The 15763-nt window shown below is 73.3% G+C and carries 15 protein-coding genes; 4 read left to right on the top strand and 11 right to left on the bottom strand.

The genetic code is table 11. The features are described from left to right. Nucleotides 1–145: 145 nt before the first annotated feature. The gene (locus ACFOW4_RS07815; protein ID WP_377525833.1) at nt 146–646 is read right to left on the bottom strand and encodes an NADPH-dependent FMN reductase; all 501 of its coding nucleotides are present in this window, start codon (nt 644–646) and stop codon (nt 146–148) included. 53 nt (nt 647–699) lie between these two features. On the opposite strand from ACFOW4_RS07815, the gene ACFOW4_RS07810 reads away from it, so the two are divergent. Continuing rightward, nucleotides 700–852 (top strand): hypothetical protein, encoded by a 153-nt coding sequence (locus ACFOW4_RS07810; RefSeq protein ID WP_377525832.1) that lies wholly within the window; start codon nt 700–702, stop codon nt 850–852. A gap of 58 nt (nt 853–910) precedes the next feature. On the opposite strand, the gene pdxT is transcribed toward ACFOW4_RS07810, so the two are convergent. From pdxT to pgsA, 6 genes are all read right to left on the bottom strand, one after another. Further along, nucleotides 911–1516, bottom strand: a complete 606-nt coding sequence (pdxT, locus tag ACFOW4_RS07805; RefSeq protein ID WP_377525831.1) for a pyridoxal 5'-phosphate synthase glutaminase subunit PdxT — start codon at nt 1514–1516, stop codon at nt 911–913. Nucleotides 1517–1586: 70 nt separating this feature from the next. After that, nucleotides 1587–2504: a pyridoxal 5'-phosphate synthase lyase subunit PdxS gene (gene pdxS / locus ACFOW4_RS07800; RefSeq protein ID WP_377525829.1), complete on the bottom strand. Its 918-nt coding sequence runs from the start codon at nt 2502–2504 to the stop codon at nt 1587–1589. Between the two features lie 139 nt (nt 2505–2643). Next, nucleotides 2644–3147: a hypothetical protein gene (locus ACFOW4_RS07795; protein ID WP_377525828.1), complete on the bottom strand. Its 504-nt coding sequence runs from the start codon at nt 3145–3147 to the stop codon at nt 2644–2646. An 83-nt stretch (nt 3148–3230) separates the two neighbouring features. Then, nucleotides 3231–4391: a glycosyltransferase family 4 protein gene (locus ACFOW4_RS07790; RefSeq protein WP_377525826.1), complete on the bottom strand. Its 1161-nt coding sequence runs from the start codon at nt 4389–4391 to the stop codon at nt 3231–3233. 72 nt (nt 4392–4463) lie between these two features. Next, nucleotides 4464–5396: a phosphatidylinositol mannoside acyltransferase gene (locus tag ACFOW4_RS07785; protein WP_377525825.1), complete on the bottom strand. Its 933-nt coding sequence runs from the start codon at nt 5394–5396 to the stop codon at nt 4464–4466. A gap of 46 nt (nt 5397–5442) precedes the next feature. Continuing rightward, entirely contained in the window at nt 5443–6072 is a 630-nt protein-coding gene (pgsA, locus tag ACFOW4_RS07780) for a phosphatidylinositol phosphate synthase (RefSeq protein WP_377525823.1), read from the bottom strand. A gap of 250 nt (nt 6073–6322) precedes the next feature. On the opposite strand from pgsA, the gene ACFOW4_RS07775 reads away from it, so the two are divergent. Next, entirely contained in the window at nt 6323–8479 is a 2157-nt protein-coding gene (locus ACFOW4_RS07775) for an elongation factor G-like protein EF-G2 (RefSeq protein ID WP_377525821.1), read from the top strand. A gap of 43 nt (nt 8480–8522) precedes the next feature. On the opposite strand, the gene ACFOW4_RS07770 is transcribed toward ACFOW4_RS07775, so the two are convergent. After that, nucleotides 8523–9581: an aldo/keto reductase gene (locus ACFOW4_RS07770; protein WP_377525819.1), complete on the bottom strand. Its 1059-nt coding sequence runs from the start codon at nt 9579–9581 to the stop codon at nt 8523–8525. Nucleotides 9582–9630: 49 nt separating this feature from the next. After that, entirely contained in the window at nt 9631–10143 is a 513-nt protein-coding gene (locus ACFOW4_RS07765; protein WP_377526114.1) for an HIT family protein, read from the bottom strand. 173 nt (nt 10144–10316) lie between these two features. On the opposite strand from ACFOW4_RS07765, the gene ACFOW4_RS07760 reads away from it, so the two are divergent. Then, a complete protein-coding gene (locus tag ACFOW4_RS07760; protein WP_377525818.1) occupies nt 10317–11054 on the top strand; it encodes a D-Ala-D-Ala carboxypeptidase family metallohydrolase in 738 nt (245 codons plus the stop codon). Between the two features lie 40 nt (nt 11055–11094). Here ACFOW4_RS07760 and thrS read toward each other — a convergent pair whose 3' ends face one another. Then, complete coding sequence (gene thrS / locus ACFOW4_RS07755; RefSeq protein WP_377525816.1) at nt 11095–13101, bottom strand: threonine--tRNA ligase; 2007 nt, start codon at nt 13099–13101, stop codon at nt 11095–11097. A gap of 221 nt (nt 13102–13322) precedes the next feature. On the opposite strand from thrS, the gene ACFOW4_RS07750 reads away from it, so the two are divergent. Then, nucleotides 13323–14435 carry a DUF1775 domain-containing protein gene (locus ACFOW4_RS07750; protein ID WP_377525815.1) on the top strand — a complete coding sequence of 371 codons (1113 nt, stop codon included), beginning with the start codon at nt 13323–13325 and terminating at the stop codon, nt 14433–14435. Nucleotides 14436–14806: 371 nt separating this feature from the next. Here the strand turns inward: ACFOW4_RS07750 and ACFOW4_RS07745 are convergent, their stop codons facing one another. Then, complete coding sequence (locus tag ACFOW4_RS07745; protein ID WP_377525813.1) at nt 14807–15727, bottom strand: ADP-ribosylglycohydrolase family protein; 921 nt, start codon at nt 15725–15727, stop codon at nt 14807–14809. Nucleotides 15728–15763: the final 36 nt, after the last annotated feature.

The raw sequence follows: 15763 nt of genomic DNA, 5'->3' as shown, positions 1-15763 counted from the left end.
GCTCTGGTGGAAGCCGTGGCGGGCAGATGGCCCTGCCGAATCTCGGCAATCCTACCGACGTCCACGGGGCCGCTGTCATGCACCGCGCGTGGCGGCTCCGCCCCGCCCACCCGGAACCGGGCAGACGGGACGAAAGCGCGGCCGGTCAGTCCCCGTACGATCCCACCAGCGCCCGGTCCCCCGGAGGCAACGTCCGGGACCACGTCACGATTTCCGTCAGCATCGTCGACAGCGCCTCGACCCGTCCCGCGCCCGGCGCGAGCCGGCCCGCCGCGGTGGGATCGCCCGGCTCCTCCCCCGTGAAGTCGAAGTCGGCGAAGACCGCGAGGGACACCCCGGTCGGCACCACCGCCGTCCGTACCTCGGCGAGGATCACCCGCAGGTGGTCCGCCGCCCGGCCGCCGCCGCCCATCCCGTAGCTCAACACGCCGGCCACCTTGCCGCCCCACTCGGCGTACAGGTAGTCGATGCCGTTCTTCAGCGCCGCCGGGATGGAGTGGTTGTACTCCGGGGTGACGAAGACGAACGCGTCGCAGGCGTCCACCACCGCGGACCAGCGGCGGGTGTGCGGCTGTCGGTAGTCGCCGAACATCGCCGGCACCGGCTCGTCGAGCAGCGGCAACGCGTGCTCCGCGAGGTCGACCACCTCGACGACGGCGTTCCCGGCGCGGACCGCCTCGTGCCGCTCCGGCGACCTCCGTGACCCAGTGGGCGACCGCCGCGCCGCGCCGGCCCGGGCGCGTGCTGCCGACGACCACGCCGATCCGCAGCGGTTCCGACGCCGCCACGGCCGCCGCGCTGGACCGGCTGGCCGGCCGCCGCCCGGGGCAGCTGCGCGCGGTCGCCGGCTGAGGCGGTCGCGTCGCGCGTCCGCCGTCGAAGAGACGCGCGACGACTGTGGTTCGAGCCCTCAGCGGGCGGCGCGGACCAGCTCCACGAAGTACGCGTGCAACCGGGCGTCACCGGTCAGCTCCGGATGGAACGAGGTGGCCAGCAGGTTGCCCTGCCGCACCGCCACGATCCGCCCGGCCGCCGCGCCCTCGGTCACCCTGCCGAGCACCTCAACGCCCGGGCCGACCCGCTCCACCCAGGGAGCCCGGATGAACACCGCGTGGAACGGCCCACCGTCGACCCCGGTGATCTCCACCGGCGCCTCGAACGAGTCGACCTGACGGCCAAAGGCGTTGCGCCGCACGGTCATCTCGATGCCGGCGAAGCCCCGCTGGTCGGGTCGGCCGTCCAGCACCTCGGTGGCCAGCATGATCATGCCGGCGCAGGATCCGTAGACGGGCATGCCGCCGGCGATCCGCTTGTCGATCGGGTCGCGCAGCTCGAAGATGTCCGCCAGCTTGCTGATCGTGGTGGACTCGCCGCCGGGGATGACCAGCCCGTCGACCGCGTCCAGCTCCTCGGGGCGGCGGACCGGGCGGGCGTCCGCGCCCGCCTCAGCCAGCGCCGCGACGTGCTCACGGACGTCCCCCTGCAACGCGAGCACACCGATCACGGGCGCCGTCACCGCAGCGCCTCGACGTTAACAGGGGGCCCCTGCTCTACCGGAAGCGTTAACAAGGTGCCCTTCCTTCCGCTCACCAGCCGCGCTCGGCCAGGCGGTGCGGCTGCGGGATCTCGTCGACGTTGATGCCGACCATCGCCTCGCCGAGCCCCCGGGAGACCTTCGCCAGCACGTCCGGGTCGTCGTGGAAGGTGGTGGCCTTGACGATCGCGGCGGCGCGCTGTGCCGGGTTGCCGGCCTTGAAGATGCCGGAGCCGACGAAGACGCCCTCGGCGCCGAGCTGCATCATCATCGCGGCGTCGGCCGGGGTGGCGATGCCGCCGGCGGTGAACAGCACCACGGGCAGCTTGCCGTTGACCGCGACCTCCTTGACCAGCTCGTACGGCGCCTGCAGCTCCTTGGCGGCGACGTACAGCTCATCCTCCGGCAGCGACGAGAGCCGGCGGATCTCCTGGCGGATCTTGCGCATGTGGGTGGTGGCGTTGGAGACGTCACCGGTGCCGGCCTCGCCCTTGGAGCGGATCATGGCCGCGCCCTCGGTGATCCGGCGCAGCGCCTCGCCCAGGTTGGTGGCACCGCAGACGAAGGGGACCGTGAAGGCCCACTTGTCGATGTGGTTGGCGTAGTCCGCCGGGGTAAGCACCTCGGACTCGTCGACGTAGTCCACACCGAGGGACTGCAGGATCTGCGCCTCCACGAAGTGGCCGATGCGCGCCTTGGCCATCACCGGGATGGAGACCGCGTCGATGATCCCGTCGATCATGTCGGGGTCGCTCATCCGGGACACCCCGCCCTGCGCGCGGATGTCGGCGGGCACCCGCTCCAGGGCCATCACCGCGACCGCGCCGGCGTCCTCAGCGATCTTCGCCTGCTCGGCGTTGACCACATCCATGATCACGCCACCCTTGAGCATCTCGGCCATGCCCCGCTTCACACGGGCGGTGCCGACGACGGGGGTGGTACCGGTGTTCGGGGCGGTGGTTTCGGACACGGGTCAGCGCTCCTCGGACGTGCTGCGGGGGGGTGGCACCAGAGATGCTACGGCGGGTCCAGCGCCGTACCGACAGCCAATCAGACCCCCGGTGGCCTGCGTTGTGGCCGCCGTCACCGGCACCGGAGGGCGCCCCGGATCAGCCGGCCGGCACGTCCGCCGGTGCGCTCAGGGTGGGGTCGTCGATGTCGAAGTAGCGCGGCCACTCCCGGCCCCGTCCCATCCGTAACAGCCGCACGAGTGGCCGGCCACGCGCCGAGCGGGCGTCGCGAACCAGATCGGTGTGCACCTGCCGGGACAGCGCCAGCCGACGGCTCGCCGCGATGACCGCCTCACACTCCGGGTCGGCCGGGTCCAGCCGCACGCTGCGCAGCTGCCGCGTCAGGTCGTTCTCGGCCGCCTCGCGCTCGTCCGGGTGGGCGTCCAGAGCGATCCGGGCCGCCGCGTACAGCTCGACGCCGAAGCGCCGCTCGGCCAGCACCGCGGCCGCCGCGGCCCGGCGCAACAGGTGGGCGTCGAGGGCGCGGGCGGCCAGCTCCGCGCGGGCCTGCAGCCGCTCGACCCGGCCGGCGGTCCAGATGAGGTACGCCGTGACCAGGCCCACGACCACGCTCGCAACCACCACCCACCACATGTGCGGCATCGTAGTGCTGCTCCGTTCCCGTCCGTCCGGGCACGGCCGCGCTGGTCACCCAGGTCACGGTCGCACCATCCGTCACACCCGGCTCAGCTCAGCCCCACCCATTCCTGGTCGATGACCCGCCCGTCCGTCGCCTCGATGGCGGCTGCGTACACCTCCAGGACGCGGCGGGCAACGACGGGCCAGTCGAAATTCGCCACCACCTGGTCGCCGCAGGCGCTCAGCGACGCCCGACCGGCCGGGTCGTCGAGCAGGTCGGCCAGCGCCGCGCGCAGCGCGACCGGGTCGCCGTTGGGGAACAGCCGCCCGGCCCGCCCGCCGTCGAGCACCCGGCGGAACGCGTCCAGGTCGCTGGCCACCACGGTGGTGCCGGCCGCCAGCGCCTCGGTCAGGATCATGCCGAACGACTCGCCGCCGGTGTTGGGCGCGACGTACAGGTGCACGCTGCGCAGCATCCGCGCCTTGTCCGCCTCGCTGACCAGGCCCAGGAAGGTCACCTGCTCGCGAAGGGCGGGCGGAAACTGGTCGTACAGGTCGTCGGGGTCACCCGGGCCGGCGACCAGCAGCCGCAGGCCGGGGCGGGTGGCGGCCAGTTCGACGAAGGCGTCGCGCAGCACCGGGAAGCCCTTGCGCGCCTCGGTGAACCGGCCCAGGAAGCCCAGCGTGCCGCCCGTGCCCTGCCCGCACTCCCCCGGCCAGCCGGGCAGCGGCTCGGCGTCGGAGAACTTGGCGACCGCCACCCCGTTGGGGATCTCCACCGCGCCGCCGTCCATGTGCTCGACCTGCACCTTGCGGGCCAGCGCGCTGACCGCGATCCGGGCGGTGATCCGCTCGAGCACGATCTGCAGCACGCCCTGCGCGGCGGCCAGCACCCGGGAGCGGGTCATCGCGGTGTGGAAGGTGGCCACCACCGGGCCCCGGGCGGAGAGCACCGCCAGCAGCGACAGGCTCAGCGTGAGCGGTTCGTGCACGTGCAGCACGTCGAACTCGCCGTTGGTGAGCCACCGCCGCACCCGGGCGGTGGAGACCGGACCGAACGCGATCCGGGCCACCGAGCCGTTGTACGGCAGCGGCACCGCCCGACCCGCCGACACCACGTACTCCGGCAACGGGGAGTCCTCGTCGGCCGGGGCGAGCACGCTGACCTGATGGCCGAGGGTGATCAGCGCCTCGGCCAGGTCCATCACGTGGTTCTGCACGCCGCCGGGGACGTCGAAGGAGTACGGGCACACGATGCCGATGCGCACGTCAACGTCCTCTGTTCGCGACTGCGGGGCTCCGCTGCGCTGCACTCCTCGCGCTCACCGATGCCCTCCCCCTCAGGCCTGCCCGGCGGCCGGCGAACGCGGCGCTGTGCCGCCGCCCCCCGGGCCCCGCTGGTCCAGCCACATCCGCTGCAACATGTGCCAGTCTTCCGGATGCCGGGCGATGCCCGCCGCCAGACCGTCGGCGATCCGCTGGGCCAGCGCCCGGACCCGCTGGTCCAGTGGGCCCTCCTCGGGCCCGGGGACCGGCAGCGGGCCTTCGAGCGCGGCGCACGCCGCGTCCGGTTCGTACCACATCGAGGCCACGTAGAGCGGCGCGCCGGTGTGCAGCGCGAGCAGCGCCGGCCCGGCCGGCATCCGGGTCTTCGCGCCGAAGAAGTCGACCTCCACACCACGGGCGGAGAGGTCCCGGTCGGCCAGCAGCGGCACCACCGCCCCGGCGCGCAGCCGGTCCACCAGCACGTCGAACGCCGGCCGCGGCCCGCCGCGGTTGGGCAGGATCTCCATGCCCAACTCCTGACGGAAGGCCAGGAACCGTTCGTAGACGCCCTCCGTGAGCCGCTCGGCCACCGTGGTGATCGGCCAGCCGGTCGCCGCCACCCAGGCGCCCGCGGCGTCCCAGTTGCCGGCGTGCGGCAACGCCACCACCGCGCCCCGACCGGCGGCCACGTCGGCGGCGAGCAGCTCCGCGCCGTCCAGCCGGAACCCGGCCAGGATCTGCTCCCGGCTCAGCCCCGGCAGCCGGAACACCTCCATCCAGTACCGGGCGTACGAGCGCAGCCCGCGCCGCACCAGCTCGTCCAGCTCGGGCTCGGGCAGCTCGGGGCCGACCACCCGGCGCAGGTTCGCGCGCAGTCGGGCCGTACCCCCGCCGCCGCGCCGGTGCGCGCGGTCCGCGCCGGCCTGGAACGCGGCCGCGACCACCGGTCGGGGCAGCGCGCGGAGCACCCGCCAGCCGGCGACGAAGCCCAGCTCGGTGAGGTTCACCGGGCCTGGCCGTCCGTCGCCCGGTGCCGACGGTGCGGCGCGTCGCTCACGCCTGGCCGTCCGGCTGGAGCTGGCGGGCCTGCCGGTACACGTGGAGCATCCGCTGCCCCACCGTGAAGATCGACACCGCGGCGAGCAGCCACAGCGCGATCTCCAGTGCCGGTCGGACACCGAGGCCGGTCAGCACGCCGCCGACCCCGACGATGAGCAGCCGCTCGGTGCGCTCGGCGATGCCCACGTTGGCGGTCATGCCCAGCCCCTCGGCGCGGGCCTTCACGTAGGAGACCAGCCCGCCGGCGGCCAGGCAGAGCACCGCGGCGGCCACCCCGCTGTGGTCGCCCCGCGTGGCCAGCCAGTACGCGACCGCGCCGAAGACGGCGCTGTCGGCGACCCGGTCCATGCTCGAGTCGAGGAAGGCACCGAACCGGGTGGAACCGCCGCTCATCCGGGCCATCGTCCCGTCGAGCAGGTCGGTGAGCGCGAAGAAGGTCACGATTATCGCGCCCGCGACCAGATGGCCGCGGGCACCGAAGCCGAGCGCACCGACCAGCACCCCGAGGGTCCCGGTGACGGTGACGGCATTGGGGGTCACGCCGGCGCGGAGCAGGCCGCGCGCGATCGGCTCAACGACACGGGTCATCCCCGCTCGGACCGACACTTGGAAGATCTTCGCCATGGCGGTCCCACGATAACGGTCCGCCCAGGTCCGGCGATACGGCCGGTCCGCCGACCCGCCCGGGGCAGGCTTGTGCCTACCGGGTTACGGGTGTGAGATCGAGCCGGGGAGGTGAGCCAGCTCACCCGCCAGCCCGTCCCGTTCCCGCTGTGCAGCAGACCACCGGAGGATATCGCCGCGCACTCGCCCCGGGCCGCACCCCGTCGCGCGGCGGTCCGCCACCAACCACCGGCTGAGGGAGGTGCGCCCCATGGCGCAGAAGAGTCAGGAGAAGGGTGTCACCGGCGGCGTGCCGGTGGTGACCGAGCCCGAGCGGGTTCGCAACGTGGTGCTCGTCGGGCACTCCGGCGCGGGCAAGACCACGCTGGTCGAGGCGTTGCTCGCTGCCACCGGCACGATCGGCCGGGCGGGCAGCGTCACCGACGGCACCACCGTCTGCGACCACGACCCCGCCGCCGTACGCCAGCAGCGCTCGGTGAGCCTGTCCTGCGCGCCACTGCTGCACGACGGCATCAAGGTCAACCTGCTCGACACCCCCGGCTACGCGGACTTCGTCGGTGAGCTGCGCGCCGGCCTGCGGGCGGCCGACGCGGCGCTCTTCGTCGTCTCCGCGGCCGGCGGGATGGACGCCGCCACCGTCGCGCTGTGGGAGGAGTGCGCCGCCGTCGACATGCCCCGGGCGGTCGCCGTGACCCGGCTGGACCAGCCGCGCGCCGACTTCGACGAGGCGGTGGCCCTCTGCCAGCGGGTCTTCGGCGACAACGTGATGCCGCTCTACCTGCCGATGCTCGGCGACGACGGGGTGTCCACCGTCGGCCTGCTCGGCCTGATCACCCGCCGGGTCTTCGACTACACCGCCGGGCTCCCCGCCGACGTGCGCGAGCCCGACCCGGAGCACCTGCCCGCCATCGCCGAGTCCCGCAACGAGCTGATCGAGGGGATCATCGCCGAGAGCGAGGACGAGTCGCTCATGGACCGCTACGTCGACGGCGAGGAGATCGGCACCGAGGTGCTGATCGACGACCTGGAGAAGGCCGTCGCCCGGGGCCACTTCTACCCGGTGGTGCCGGTCTGCGCCGAGACCGGCGTCGGGCTGGACACGCTGCTGGAGGTGCTGACCGCCGCCTTCCCGTCTCCGCTGGAGCACGAGCTGCCGGCGGTGGCCGGGGTGGACGGCTCGCCGCGCCCGCCGCTGAGCTGCGACCCGGACGGGCCGCTGGTCGCCGAGGTCGTCAAGACCACCGTCGACCGCCACGTCGGGCGGGTCTCGCTGGTCCGGGTCTTCTCCGGCACGCTGCGCCCCGAGCAGACCATCCACGTCTCTGGGCACGGCATGGCCGAGCGCGGGCACCCCGACCACGACGCCGACGAGCGGGTCGGGCACATCTACACCCCGCTGGGCGCCACCCTGCGGGAGGTGACGCACTGCGTGGCCGGCGACATCTGCGCGATCACCAAGTCGGGCAGCGCGGAGACCGGTGACACCATCTCGGCCAAGGACGACCCCCTGCTCATCGCGCCGTGGGAGATGCCCGAGCCGCTGCTGCCGGTCGCGATCGTGGCCAAGAGCCGGGCCGACGAGGACGCGCTGGCCCGCAACCTGAGCCGGCTGGTCGCCGGCGACCCGACCCTGCGGCTCGAGCGCAACCCGGAGACCCACCAACTGGTGCTCTGGTGCATGGGCGAGGCGCACGCGGACGTGGTGCTGGACCGGCTGCGCGCCGGCGGGGTCGAGCTGGAGACCGAACCGGTCCGGGTGTCGCTGCGGGAGACGCTGACCGTGCCGGCGCGGGGGCACGGCCGCCACGTGAAGCAGTCCGGCGGCCACGGCCAGTACGCGGTCTGCGACATCGAGGTGGAGCCGCTGCCCCGGGGCACCGGCTTCGAGTTCGTCGACCGGGTGGTCGGCGGCGCGGTGCCGCACAACTACATCCCGTCGGTGGAGAAGGGGGTCCGCGCCCAGATGGAGCGCGGGCTGGTCGCCGGTCATCCGGTGGTGGACCTGCGGGTGACGCTCGTCGACGGAAAGGCGCACAGCGTCGACTCCTCCGACGCGGCGTTCCAGACCGCCGGCGCCCTCGCCCTGCGCGACGCCGCCGAGCGGGGCCAGCCGGCCCTGCTTGAGCCGATCGACGAGGTGACCATCCGGGTGCCGGACGGCTCGGTGGGCGCGGTGATGGGTGACCTGTCCAGCCGGCGTGGCCGGGTGCTTGGCACCGAGGCGGACCCGGACGCGGAGGGGCGCACCCTGGTCCGCGCCGAGGTGCCGGCCACCGAGCTGCTGCGTTACGCCGTCGAGCTGCGCTCGATGACCGCCGGCACCGGCACCTTCCGCCGCCAGTTCGTCCGCCACGACCCCATGCCCGCCCACCTGGCCGACCAGGCCCGCAAGGAGCAGACCCCCTGATCCCGCCCGCCCCCGGCCCCGCGCCGCGTCGCGCGCAGCGGGGTCAGGGGTGGGTGAGAGGGTGCGTGGGGCGGGGCCAGTGGGGGCGGTCGGCGTCGCGCAGGGCGGCGGTACGCAGTGCCGCGAGCTGGCGTTCCACCTCGGCGAACTGGTCCGGGGCGAGCGGGCCCCGGTGCAGCGCGGCGGCGTTCTCCTCCACCTGGGCGACAGTGCGGCAGCCGGGAATCGGGATGGTCCGGCCGCTGCGCGCCCAGATCCAGCCCAGCGCGCCCTGGGCGAGGGTGCGCCCGTCGGCGGTGAGCGCGGCACGCACCGCCCCGACGCGGCGCAGCCACTCCGGGGCCGGCCGGCCGCCACGGAACCACTCCAGCCAGCCCGGGGCGAGCCCCCGTACGTCGTCGCGGGGCAGCGTCGAGCTGGCCGAGTACTTGCCGGTGAGCAGGCCCATCGCCAGCGGCCCCCGGTTGACGCTGGCCAGGTCGTACTTGTCGCAGACGGCGAGCAGATCCGGCGCGTCGCGCAGCACCGACAGGGTGTGCTGCACGGCGGTGGCGCCGCCGGCGGCGTGCCCGAACGCGGCGGCCCGGTCGGGGCGGTCGGTGCTCCAGCCGTACGCCCGGATCAGCCCCTCGGTGACCAGGTCCTCGCAGGCGCCGATCAGGGCCTCGGCCCGGGGCACCGGCAGATCGGCCAGGTGCAGCTGGTAGAGGTCGATCCGGTCGGTGTCCAGCCGGCGCAGCGAGGCGGTCACGGCCCGCCGCAGGTACGCCGGCGACGAGTCCTCGCCGGTCGCCTGCCGAGTGGCCTCGTCGAACGTGTACCCCCACTTGGTGGCGATCACGACCTCGTCGCGCCGGCCGGCGAGCGCCCGGCCGAGCACCCGCTCGGAGTGCCCGGCACCGTAGGTGTCGGCGGTGTCGAAGAGGGTGACACCGAGGTCGAGCGCCCGGCGTACGGCCCGCACCGACTCCCCGTCGTCGACCGCGCCCCAGCCCAGCGGCTGCGCGCCCTCGGCCCAGGGACCGCCGATCGCCCAGCACCCCATGCCGAGTGCGCTGACCTCGATGCCGCTGCGACCCAACGATCGTGTCGTGACTGCCATCGAACGATCGTGCCACCTCGGGCGGGCGGGAACGCAACGATTCCCGGGGTCAGGACGGCCAGGCGCGGGCGAGCAGGTCGCGGGTGTCACCGAGCAGTTGCGGCAGCACCTTGGTACGGCCGATCACCGGCATGAAGTTGGCGTCGCCGCCCCAGCGCGGCACCACGTGCTGGTGCAGGTGGGCGGCGATGCCCGCGCCGGCCACGCCGCCCTGGTTCATGCCCAGGTTGAAGCCGTGCGCGTTGCTGACCTTGCGGATCACCCGCATGGCGGTCTGGGTGTACGCCGCCAGCTCGGCGGTCTCCGGCCCGTCCAGGTCGGTGTAGTCGGCGACGTGCCGGTACGGGCAGACCAGCAGGTGCCCGGGGTTGTACGGGTAGAGGTTGAGCACGGCGAAGACGTGCTCGCCGCGGGCCACCACCAGGCTCTGCTCGGGTGGCAGCCCGGGAGCCAGGCAGAACGGGCATCCCGTGGGCTTCTCGTACCCCCCCTCGGGCCGGTCCTCGCCGGAGATGTAGGTCATCCGGTGCGGCGTCCAGAGCCGCTCCAGACCGTCGGCCATGCCGCTGTCCGTGTGCCGCGCCTCCCCTGTCACAGGCCGATCCTACGGACCCGTCCGGGGCGGGTCGCGACGCCCGCCGCCGGGAATCGCGTTACTGGAGGTTATTGACGAATCGAGGCCCAGGTCTGAAGATTCTATACATTAATGTACTTCCATTTGACGATGGAGGCTCGATGATCCGACGGCTCGGCAGGTTCTTCGCGGCGATCGCGCTGACCGCCGCCACCACGATGACCGGCGTCACCCTCACCGCCGGGGCGGCACACGCCGACGGCTGCTACACCTGGGGCCGCATGCTGTCCGAGGGGATGTCCGGCGAGGACGTCCGACAGCTCCAGATCCGGGTCGCCGGCTACCCCGGCTACGGCGCCGTCCTCACCATCGACGGGGCGTACGGCCCCGGCACCCGGTCCGCGGTGACCCGCTTCCAGCAGGCGTACGGGCTGCCCGCCGACGGCATCGCCGGCCCGCAGACTTTCAACAAGATCTACGCCCTGCAGGACGACGACTGCACGCCGGTCAACTTCGGCTACGCCGAGTTCAACGACTGCAACAGCGACTGGTCCGGCGGCGCGGTGTCGGCCAGCACCGCCAAGTTCAACGCCCGGGTCTCCATGTGGAAGCTCCAGGCCATGCGACACGCGCTCGGCGACCAGCAGATCATCGTGACCAGCGCGTTCCGCAGCTACGCCTGCAACAACGCCGTCGGCGGGTCGTCGACCAGTCGGCACCTCTACGGCGACGCCGCCGACCTGGGCGCCGGACCGCACTCTCTGTGCCGCCTCGCCCAGCAGGCCCGCAACCACGGCTTCAACGAGATCCTCGGCCCCGGCTACCCGGGGCACAACGACCACACCCACGTCGCCCACAAGTCCACCCGGACCTGGTCGGCGCCGAACTGCGGGATCTGACGCACGGTGCCCCCGCCGCACCACGGCGGGGGCACCTACGTCACGACTGGGCGGACGGGCCGATGTTGCTGCGGGAGGACACCACGTCCAGGACGTGGGTCACGGCCTCGGCGATCGGCACCCCGTTGCGCTGGGAGCCGTCCCGGTAGCGGAACGACACCGTGCCGGCGGCCACGTCGTCGTCGCCCGCGATCACCATGAACGGGATTTTCTGCTGCTGCGCGGTACGAATCTTCTTCTGCATCCGGTCGTCACCCGCGTCCACCTGGGCGCGGATCCCCTCGGCACGCAGCGCCGCGACGAAGCCGTGCAGGTAGTCGGTGTGGTCCTCGCGGATCGGGATGCCGACCACCTGCACCGGGGCCAGCCAGGCCGGGAAGGCGCCCGCGTAGTGCTCGGTGAGCACCCCGAAGAACCGCTCGATCGAGCCGAACAGCGCCCGGTGGATCATCACGGGTCGCTGCCGGCTGCCGTCGGCCGCCTGGTACTCCAGCCCGAACCGCTCCGGCTGGTTGAAGTCGACCTGGATGGTGGACATCTGCCAGGTCCGGCCGATCGCGTCGCGGGCCTGCACCGAGATCTTCGGCCCGTAGAACGCCGCGCCGCCCGGATCCGGCACCAGCTCCAGCCCGGAGGTCGCGGCGGCGGTCCGCAGCGCCTCGGTCGCCTCGGCCCAGTCCTCGTCCGCGCCGATGAACTTCGGCGAGTCGTCGCGGGTGGACAGCTCCAGGTAGAAGTCGTCCAGTCCGTAGTCCCGCAGCAGGTCCAGCACGAAGCTGAGCAGCGTGGACAGCTCGCCGGCCATCTGCTCCCGGGTGCAGTAGATGTGCGAGTCGTCCTGGGTCAGCCCGCGCACCCGGGTCAGGCCGTGCACCACGCCGGACTTCTCGTAGCGGTAGACCGTGCCGAACTCGAACATCCGCAGCGGCAGCTCCCGGTACGACCGCCCGCGCGCCCTGAAGATCAGGTTGTGCATCGGGCAGTTCATCGCCTTGAGGTAGTAGTCCGCGCCCTCGAGCTGCATGGGCGGGAACATGGTGTCGGCGTAGTACGGCAGGTGCCCGGAGGTCTGGAAGAGCTGCGCCTTGGTGATGTGCGGGGTGTTGACGAACTCGTACCCGGCGGCTTCGTGGCGCTGGCGGGAGTAGTTCTCCATCTCCCGGCGGATGATGCCGCCCTTGGGGTGGAAGACCGCCAGGCCGGAGCCGATCTCGTCGGGGAAGCTGAACAGGTCGAGGTCCGCGCCGAGCTTGCGGTGGTCGCGCCGGGCGGCCTCCTCCAACAGCTTGAGGTACGCCTTGAGCTCGTCGCGGGTCGGCCAGGCGGTGCCGTACACCCGCTGCAGTTGCGGGTTCCTCTCCGATCCGCGCCAGTACGCGGCGGCCGAACGCATCAGCTTGAACGCGCCGATCAGCCGGGTGTTCGGCAGGTGCGGGCCACGACACAGGTCCGACCAGCAGACCTTGTCCTCCTTTGCGTCGAGGTTGTCGTAGATGGTCAGCTCGCCGCCGCCCACCTCCATCACCTCGTCGGTGTCCAGGCCCTCGCCCTTGACCTCGATCAGCTCCAGCTTGAACGGCTCGTCGGCCAGCTCGGCCCGGGCCTCGTCCAGGCTGCCGAAGCGGCGGCGACGGAACCGCTGCCCGGACTTGACGATCTCCTGCATTCGCTTCTCGAGCTTGCTCAGGTCGTCGGGCTGGAACGGCTTGTCGACGTCGAAGTCGTAGTAGAAGCCGTTCTCGATCGGCGGGCCGATGCCCAGCTTGGCCTCGGGAAAGATGTCCTGCACCGCCTGGGCGAGGACGTGCGCGGTGGAGTGGCGCAGCACGTTCAACCCGTCCGGGGAGTCCAGGCTGACCGGCTCGACGACGGTTTCCTCGGCCGGCGCCCAGTCCAGGTCGCGCAGCTGACCCTGCGGGTCGCGGACCACCACGATCGCCTTGGGGCCGTTCGCGGGCAGTCCGGCCGCGGCCACCGCGTCGGCCGCCGTGGTCCCGGCGGCGACGACAACGGGGTCGGCCACGGCGGGGGTACGGGGTGCGGACACGGTGACTCCTCAAGGCAGTACGGAAAGCGACGCCGATCCTCGGCTCCTGCCGATGCTATCGGTCCCCCCACCTGAGGAAAGGAAGGGCACCTTCTTAACGCCTGAGGTAGAGCAAGGGCCCCCTACCAACAGCTCGAGTTGAACCTTTCGGCGCTCGGAGCCGAACTACCGGGTGGGGCCGGAGTCGGTGCCGGCCGCGTCGACACGGATGGGGACACGAGATGACGAAGACGCACGGCGGTGACCGCCGGCGCCGGGTCGGGGCCGTGGCCGCCCTGGCCGCCGCCGGGATGCTGGCCTGGCCCGGCACGGCGTACGCGGCGGACGTGACGACCAACCCGACGCAGGCCCGGCAGGGCGACGCGGTGCGGCTGGAGTTCACCGTGCCTGAGGAGCGCGCCGGCGCCACGACCCGGCAGATCGAGGTACGGCTGCCAGCCGACGCGCCGGTGGCCGAGGTCTACCCGATGTCGGTCACCGGCTGGGCGCCCCGGATCAGTTCACGCACGCTGGACCGTCCGGTGACCGGTATCCACTCCAGCGGCGTGAGCACGGTGACCACCGCGGTGACCTGGATCCGGGTCAGGGACGCGGCACCCGGTCCGGCTCGACTGGCCCTGTCCATGGGGCCGCTGCCGCAGGCCGACCGGCTCACCTTCGAGGTGCTCCAAACGTACTCCGACGGCACGGTGGTGCGCTGGGCGGACGCCACCGGCGCGCACCGGGCACCGGTGCTCACCCTGCTGCCGGCAGCCCCGGGCGCGGCCGGTGCTGCCGGTGCTGCCGGACATTCCGGGCACGGCGCTCCGGGGGCCGACGCGGCGAACGATTCCGCTGCGGCACCGGGGGACGCCGCCGATGCCCCGGGCGGCACGGGCAGCCCCAATGACGGGGTCGGCAACGCCGACGGGATGCTCGCCGCCGGACTTCTGGCCGGGTTGGGCGGCGGCGCGGCGATCGGCTGGCTGGTCAGCCGGTGGCGCCGGCGCGATCCGGCCGAGCGCGCCGCGCTGGCCGAGGTGACCGGCGGCGCGGACGAGCTCCCGGCGCCGACCGAACCGACACCGACCGGTTCAACGCCGAACGAAACGACAGCGACCGGTTCAACGCCGACCGAAACGACGGCGACCAGTTCAACACCGACCAGTTCAACGCCGATCGAACCAAGGCCGACGGAACCGGCGCCGACCGAACCGGCGCCGACTGGATCGGCGCCGGAGGATCCGACGCTGGCCACTTCAACGCTGGCGAATCCGGCGCGGGCGGCGTCTCACACGTCGGCGCCCGTCGGTACCGCGCCGGTGTCCGTCGGTACCGCCGTGCACACCGCCTAATTCACCGCCGCCGCCCGCCGCCCGCCGCCTGGCGCCTGACCCCTGGCGCCCGCCGCAGCGGGCAGGAGACGCGGGCCGTCGGGTACCGCCGCGCCGCCTTTGCTCTGCTTCAACCGACGCGACACTCGCGGCCCGGAAACGGTGCGCGGGTTGAAGCAGAGCAAAGGCGGCAGAACCATGACCGTCATCGACTCCGGCTCGCCGATATCGCGGCATCCCCTCAACCGGGACACCCCTACCTCGCGGCCCGGAGTCGATCATCGACGCGGCGCCGCGTCAGCACCCCGGAGTTGATCAGCTCGGCCTGCTGCACCTCGGGGCATCCCCGCCACCGGGACAACCCGACATCCCGGAAGCCGAGTCGATCACTCTCAGGGCGCCCAGGCGGGCAGGGGCTCGCGGGCCGCCAACCACTCCTCGGGCACCCCGCCGGGCGTGCCGACGCCGGTGTGGGCCGCCACGACCGCGCCGGCGATGGCGGCGGTGGTGTCCACGTCCCCGCCGGCCTCGACGCAGGCCCGGATCGCCGCCGGATAGTCGTCGAGGTGGGTGGCGGCCACCCAGAGGGTGAACGCGACGGTGTCCTGGGCGGTCACCCGGGAGCCGTTGCCCAGCGCGGCCACCACCCGGGGCAGCGGCCGGCCGAGCAGCCCGACGGCCCGGCTCACGGTCCGGTGCACCTCGGTGACCGGGTCGAGCGCGGCGGCGATGCCGGCAAGCAGCCGGTCCGGGGCCGGCCGGTGCCCGTCGAGGCGGGCCCGGGCGGCCAGTGCGGCGGCGACCGCCACCGCGACGGCTCCGGCGATCCCCTCCGGGTGCGCGTGGGTCACCTCCGCCGAGGCGCGGGCCTGCGCGGCGGCCCGGGCGGTCGAGTCGGCGAAGTACGCGCCCAGCGGGCCCACCCGCATCGCCGCGCCGTTGCCGCAGGAACCCTCGCCGTCGAAGGCGGACGCGGCGGCCACCGGCCAGGGGGTGCCGGTGCGGATGAGCCGCAGGATGAGCATTGCGCCGGCGCCGTATCCCCGCGACGGCGCGCAGCGCTCGGCGAACGCCAGTGCCAGCCGGTCCCGGTCGACGCTGCCGGACTCGGCCAGCTCCGCCAGCACCGAGCAGGCCATCTCGGTGTCGTCCGTCCACTCCCACGGGGCTGGCGGCAGCGTGCCGGCGGCGAGATCCTCCGGCCGCGCTCCCGGTCGGAAGTACTGGGCGCCGAGCGCGTCGCCGGTCGAGAGGCCGGCGAGACTGTCCCGGGCGAGCGCCAGGCGGGCGTCGGCGAACAGGGTGAAGGACATCGTCGTACCAGCTTGCATGGTTGGCAGGTGCGCCGC

This window comes from Micromonospora sp. GCM10011542, from assembly GCF_042650685.1.
Classification (GTDB): Bacteria; Actinomycetota; Actinomycetes; order Mycobacteriales; family Micromonosporaceae; genus Micromonospora.
Note: the sequence above shows the minus strand (reverse complement) of the source record. Positions and strands in the feature narration are given on the sequence as shown.

Excerpts from the sequence above, each read along its gene's own strand:
- ACFOW4_RS07775 (WP_377525821.1), top strand. The coding sequence starts at position 6,323 with ATGGCGCAGAAGAGTCAGGAGAAGGGTGTCACCGGCGGCGTGCCGGTG.
- ACFOW4_RS07745 (WP_377525813.1), bottom strand. The coding sequence starts at position 15,727 with ATGTCCTTCACCCTGTTCGCCGACGCCCGCCTGGCGCTCGCCCGGGAC.
- ACFOW4_RS07765 (WP_377526114.1), bottom strand. The coding sequence starts at position 10,143 with ATGGCCGACGGTCTGGAGCGGCTCTGGACGCCGCACCGGATGACCTAC.
- ACFOW4_RS07795 (WP_377525828.1), bottom strand. The coding sequence starts at position 3,147 with ATGCCGCACATGTGGTGGGTGGTGGTTGCGAGCGTGGTCGTGGGCCTG.
- ACFOW4_RS07760 (WP_377525818.1), top strand. The coding sequence starts at position 10,317 with ATGATCCGACGGCTCGGCAGGTTCTTCGCGGCGATCGCGCTGACCGCC.
- pgsA (WP_377525823.1), bottom strand. The coding sequence starts at position 6,072 with ATGGCGAAGATCTTCCAAGTGTCGGTCCGAGCGGGGATGACCCGTGTC.
- ACFOW4_RS07770 (WP_377525819.1), bottom strand. The coding sequence starts at position 9,581 with ATGGCAGTCACGACACGATCGTTGGGTCGCAGCGGCATCGAGGTCAGC.
- ACFOW4_RS07750 (WP_377525815.1), top strand. The coding sequence starts at position 13,323 with ATGACGAAGACGCACGGCGGTGACCGCCGGCGCCGGGTCGGGGCCGTG.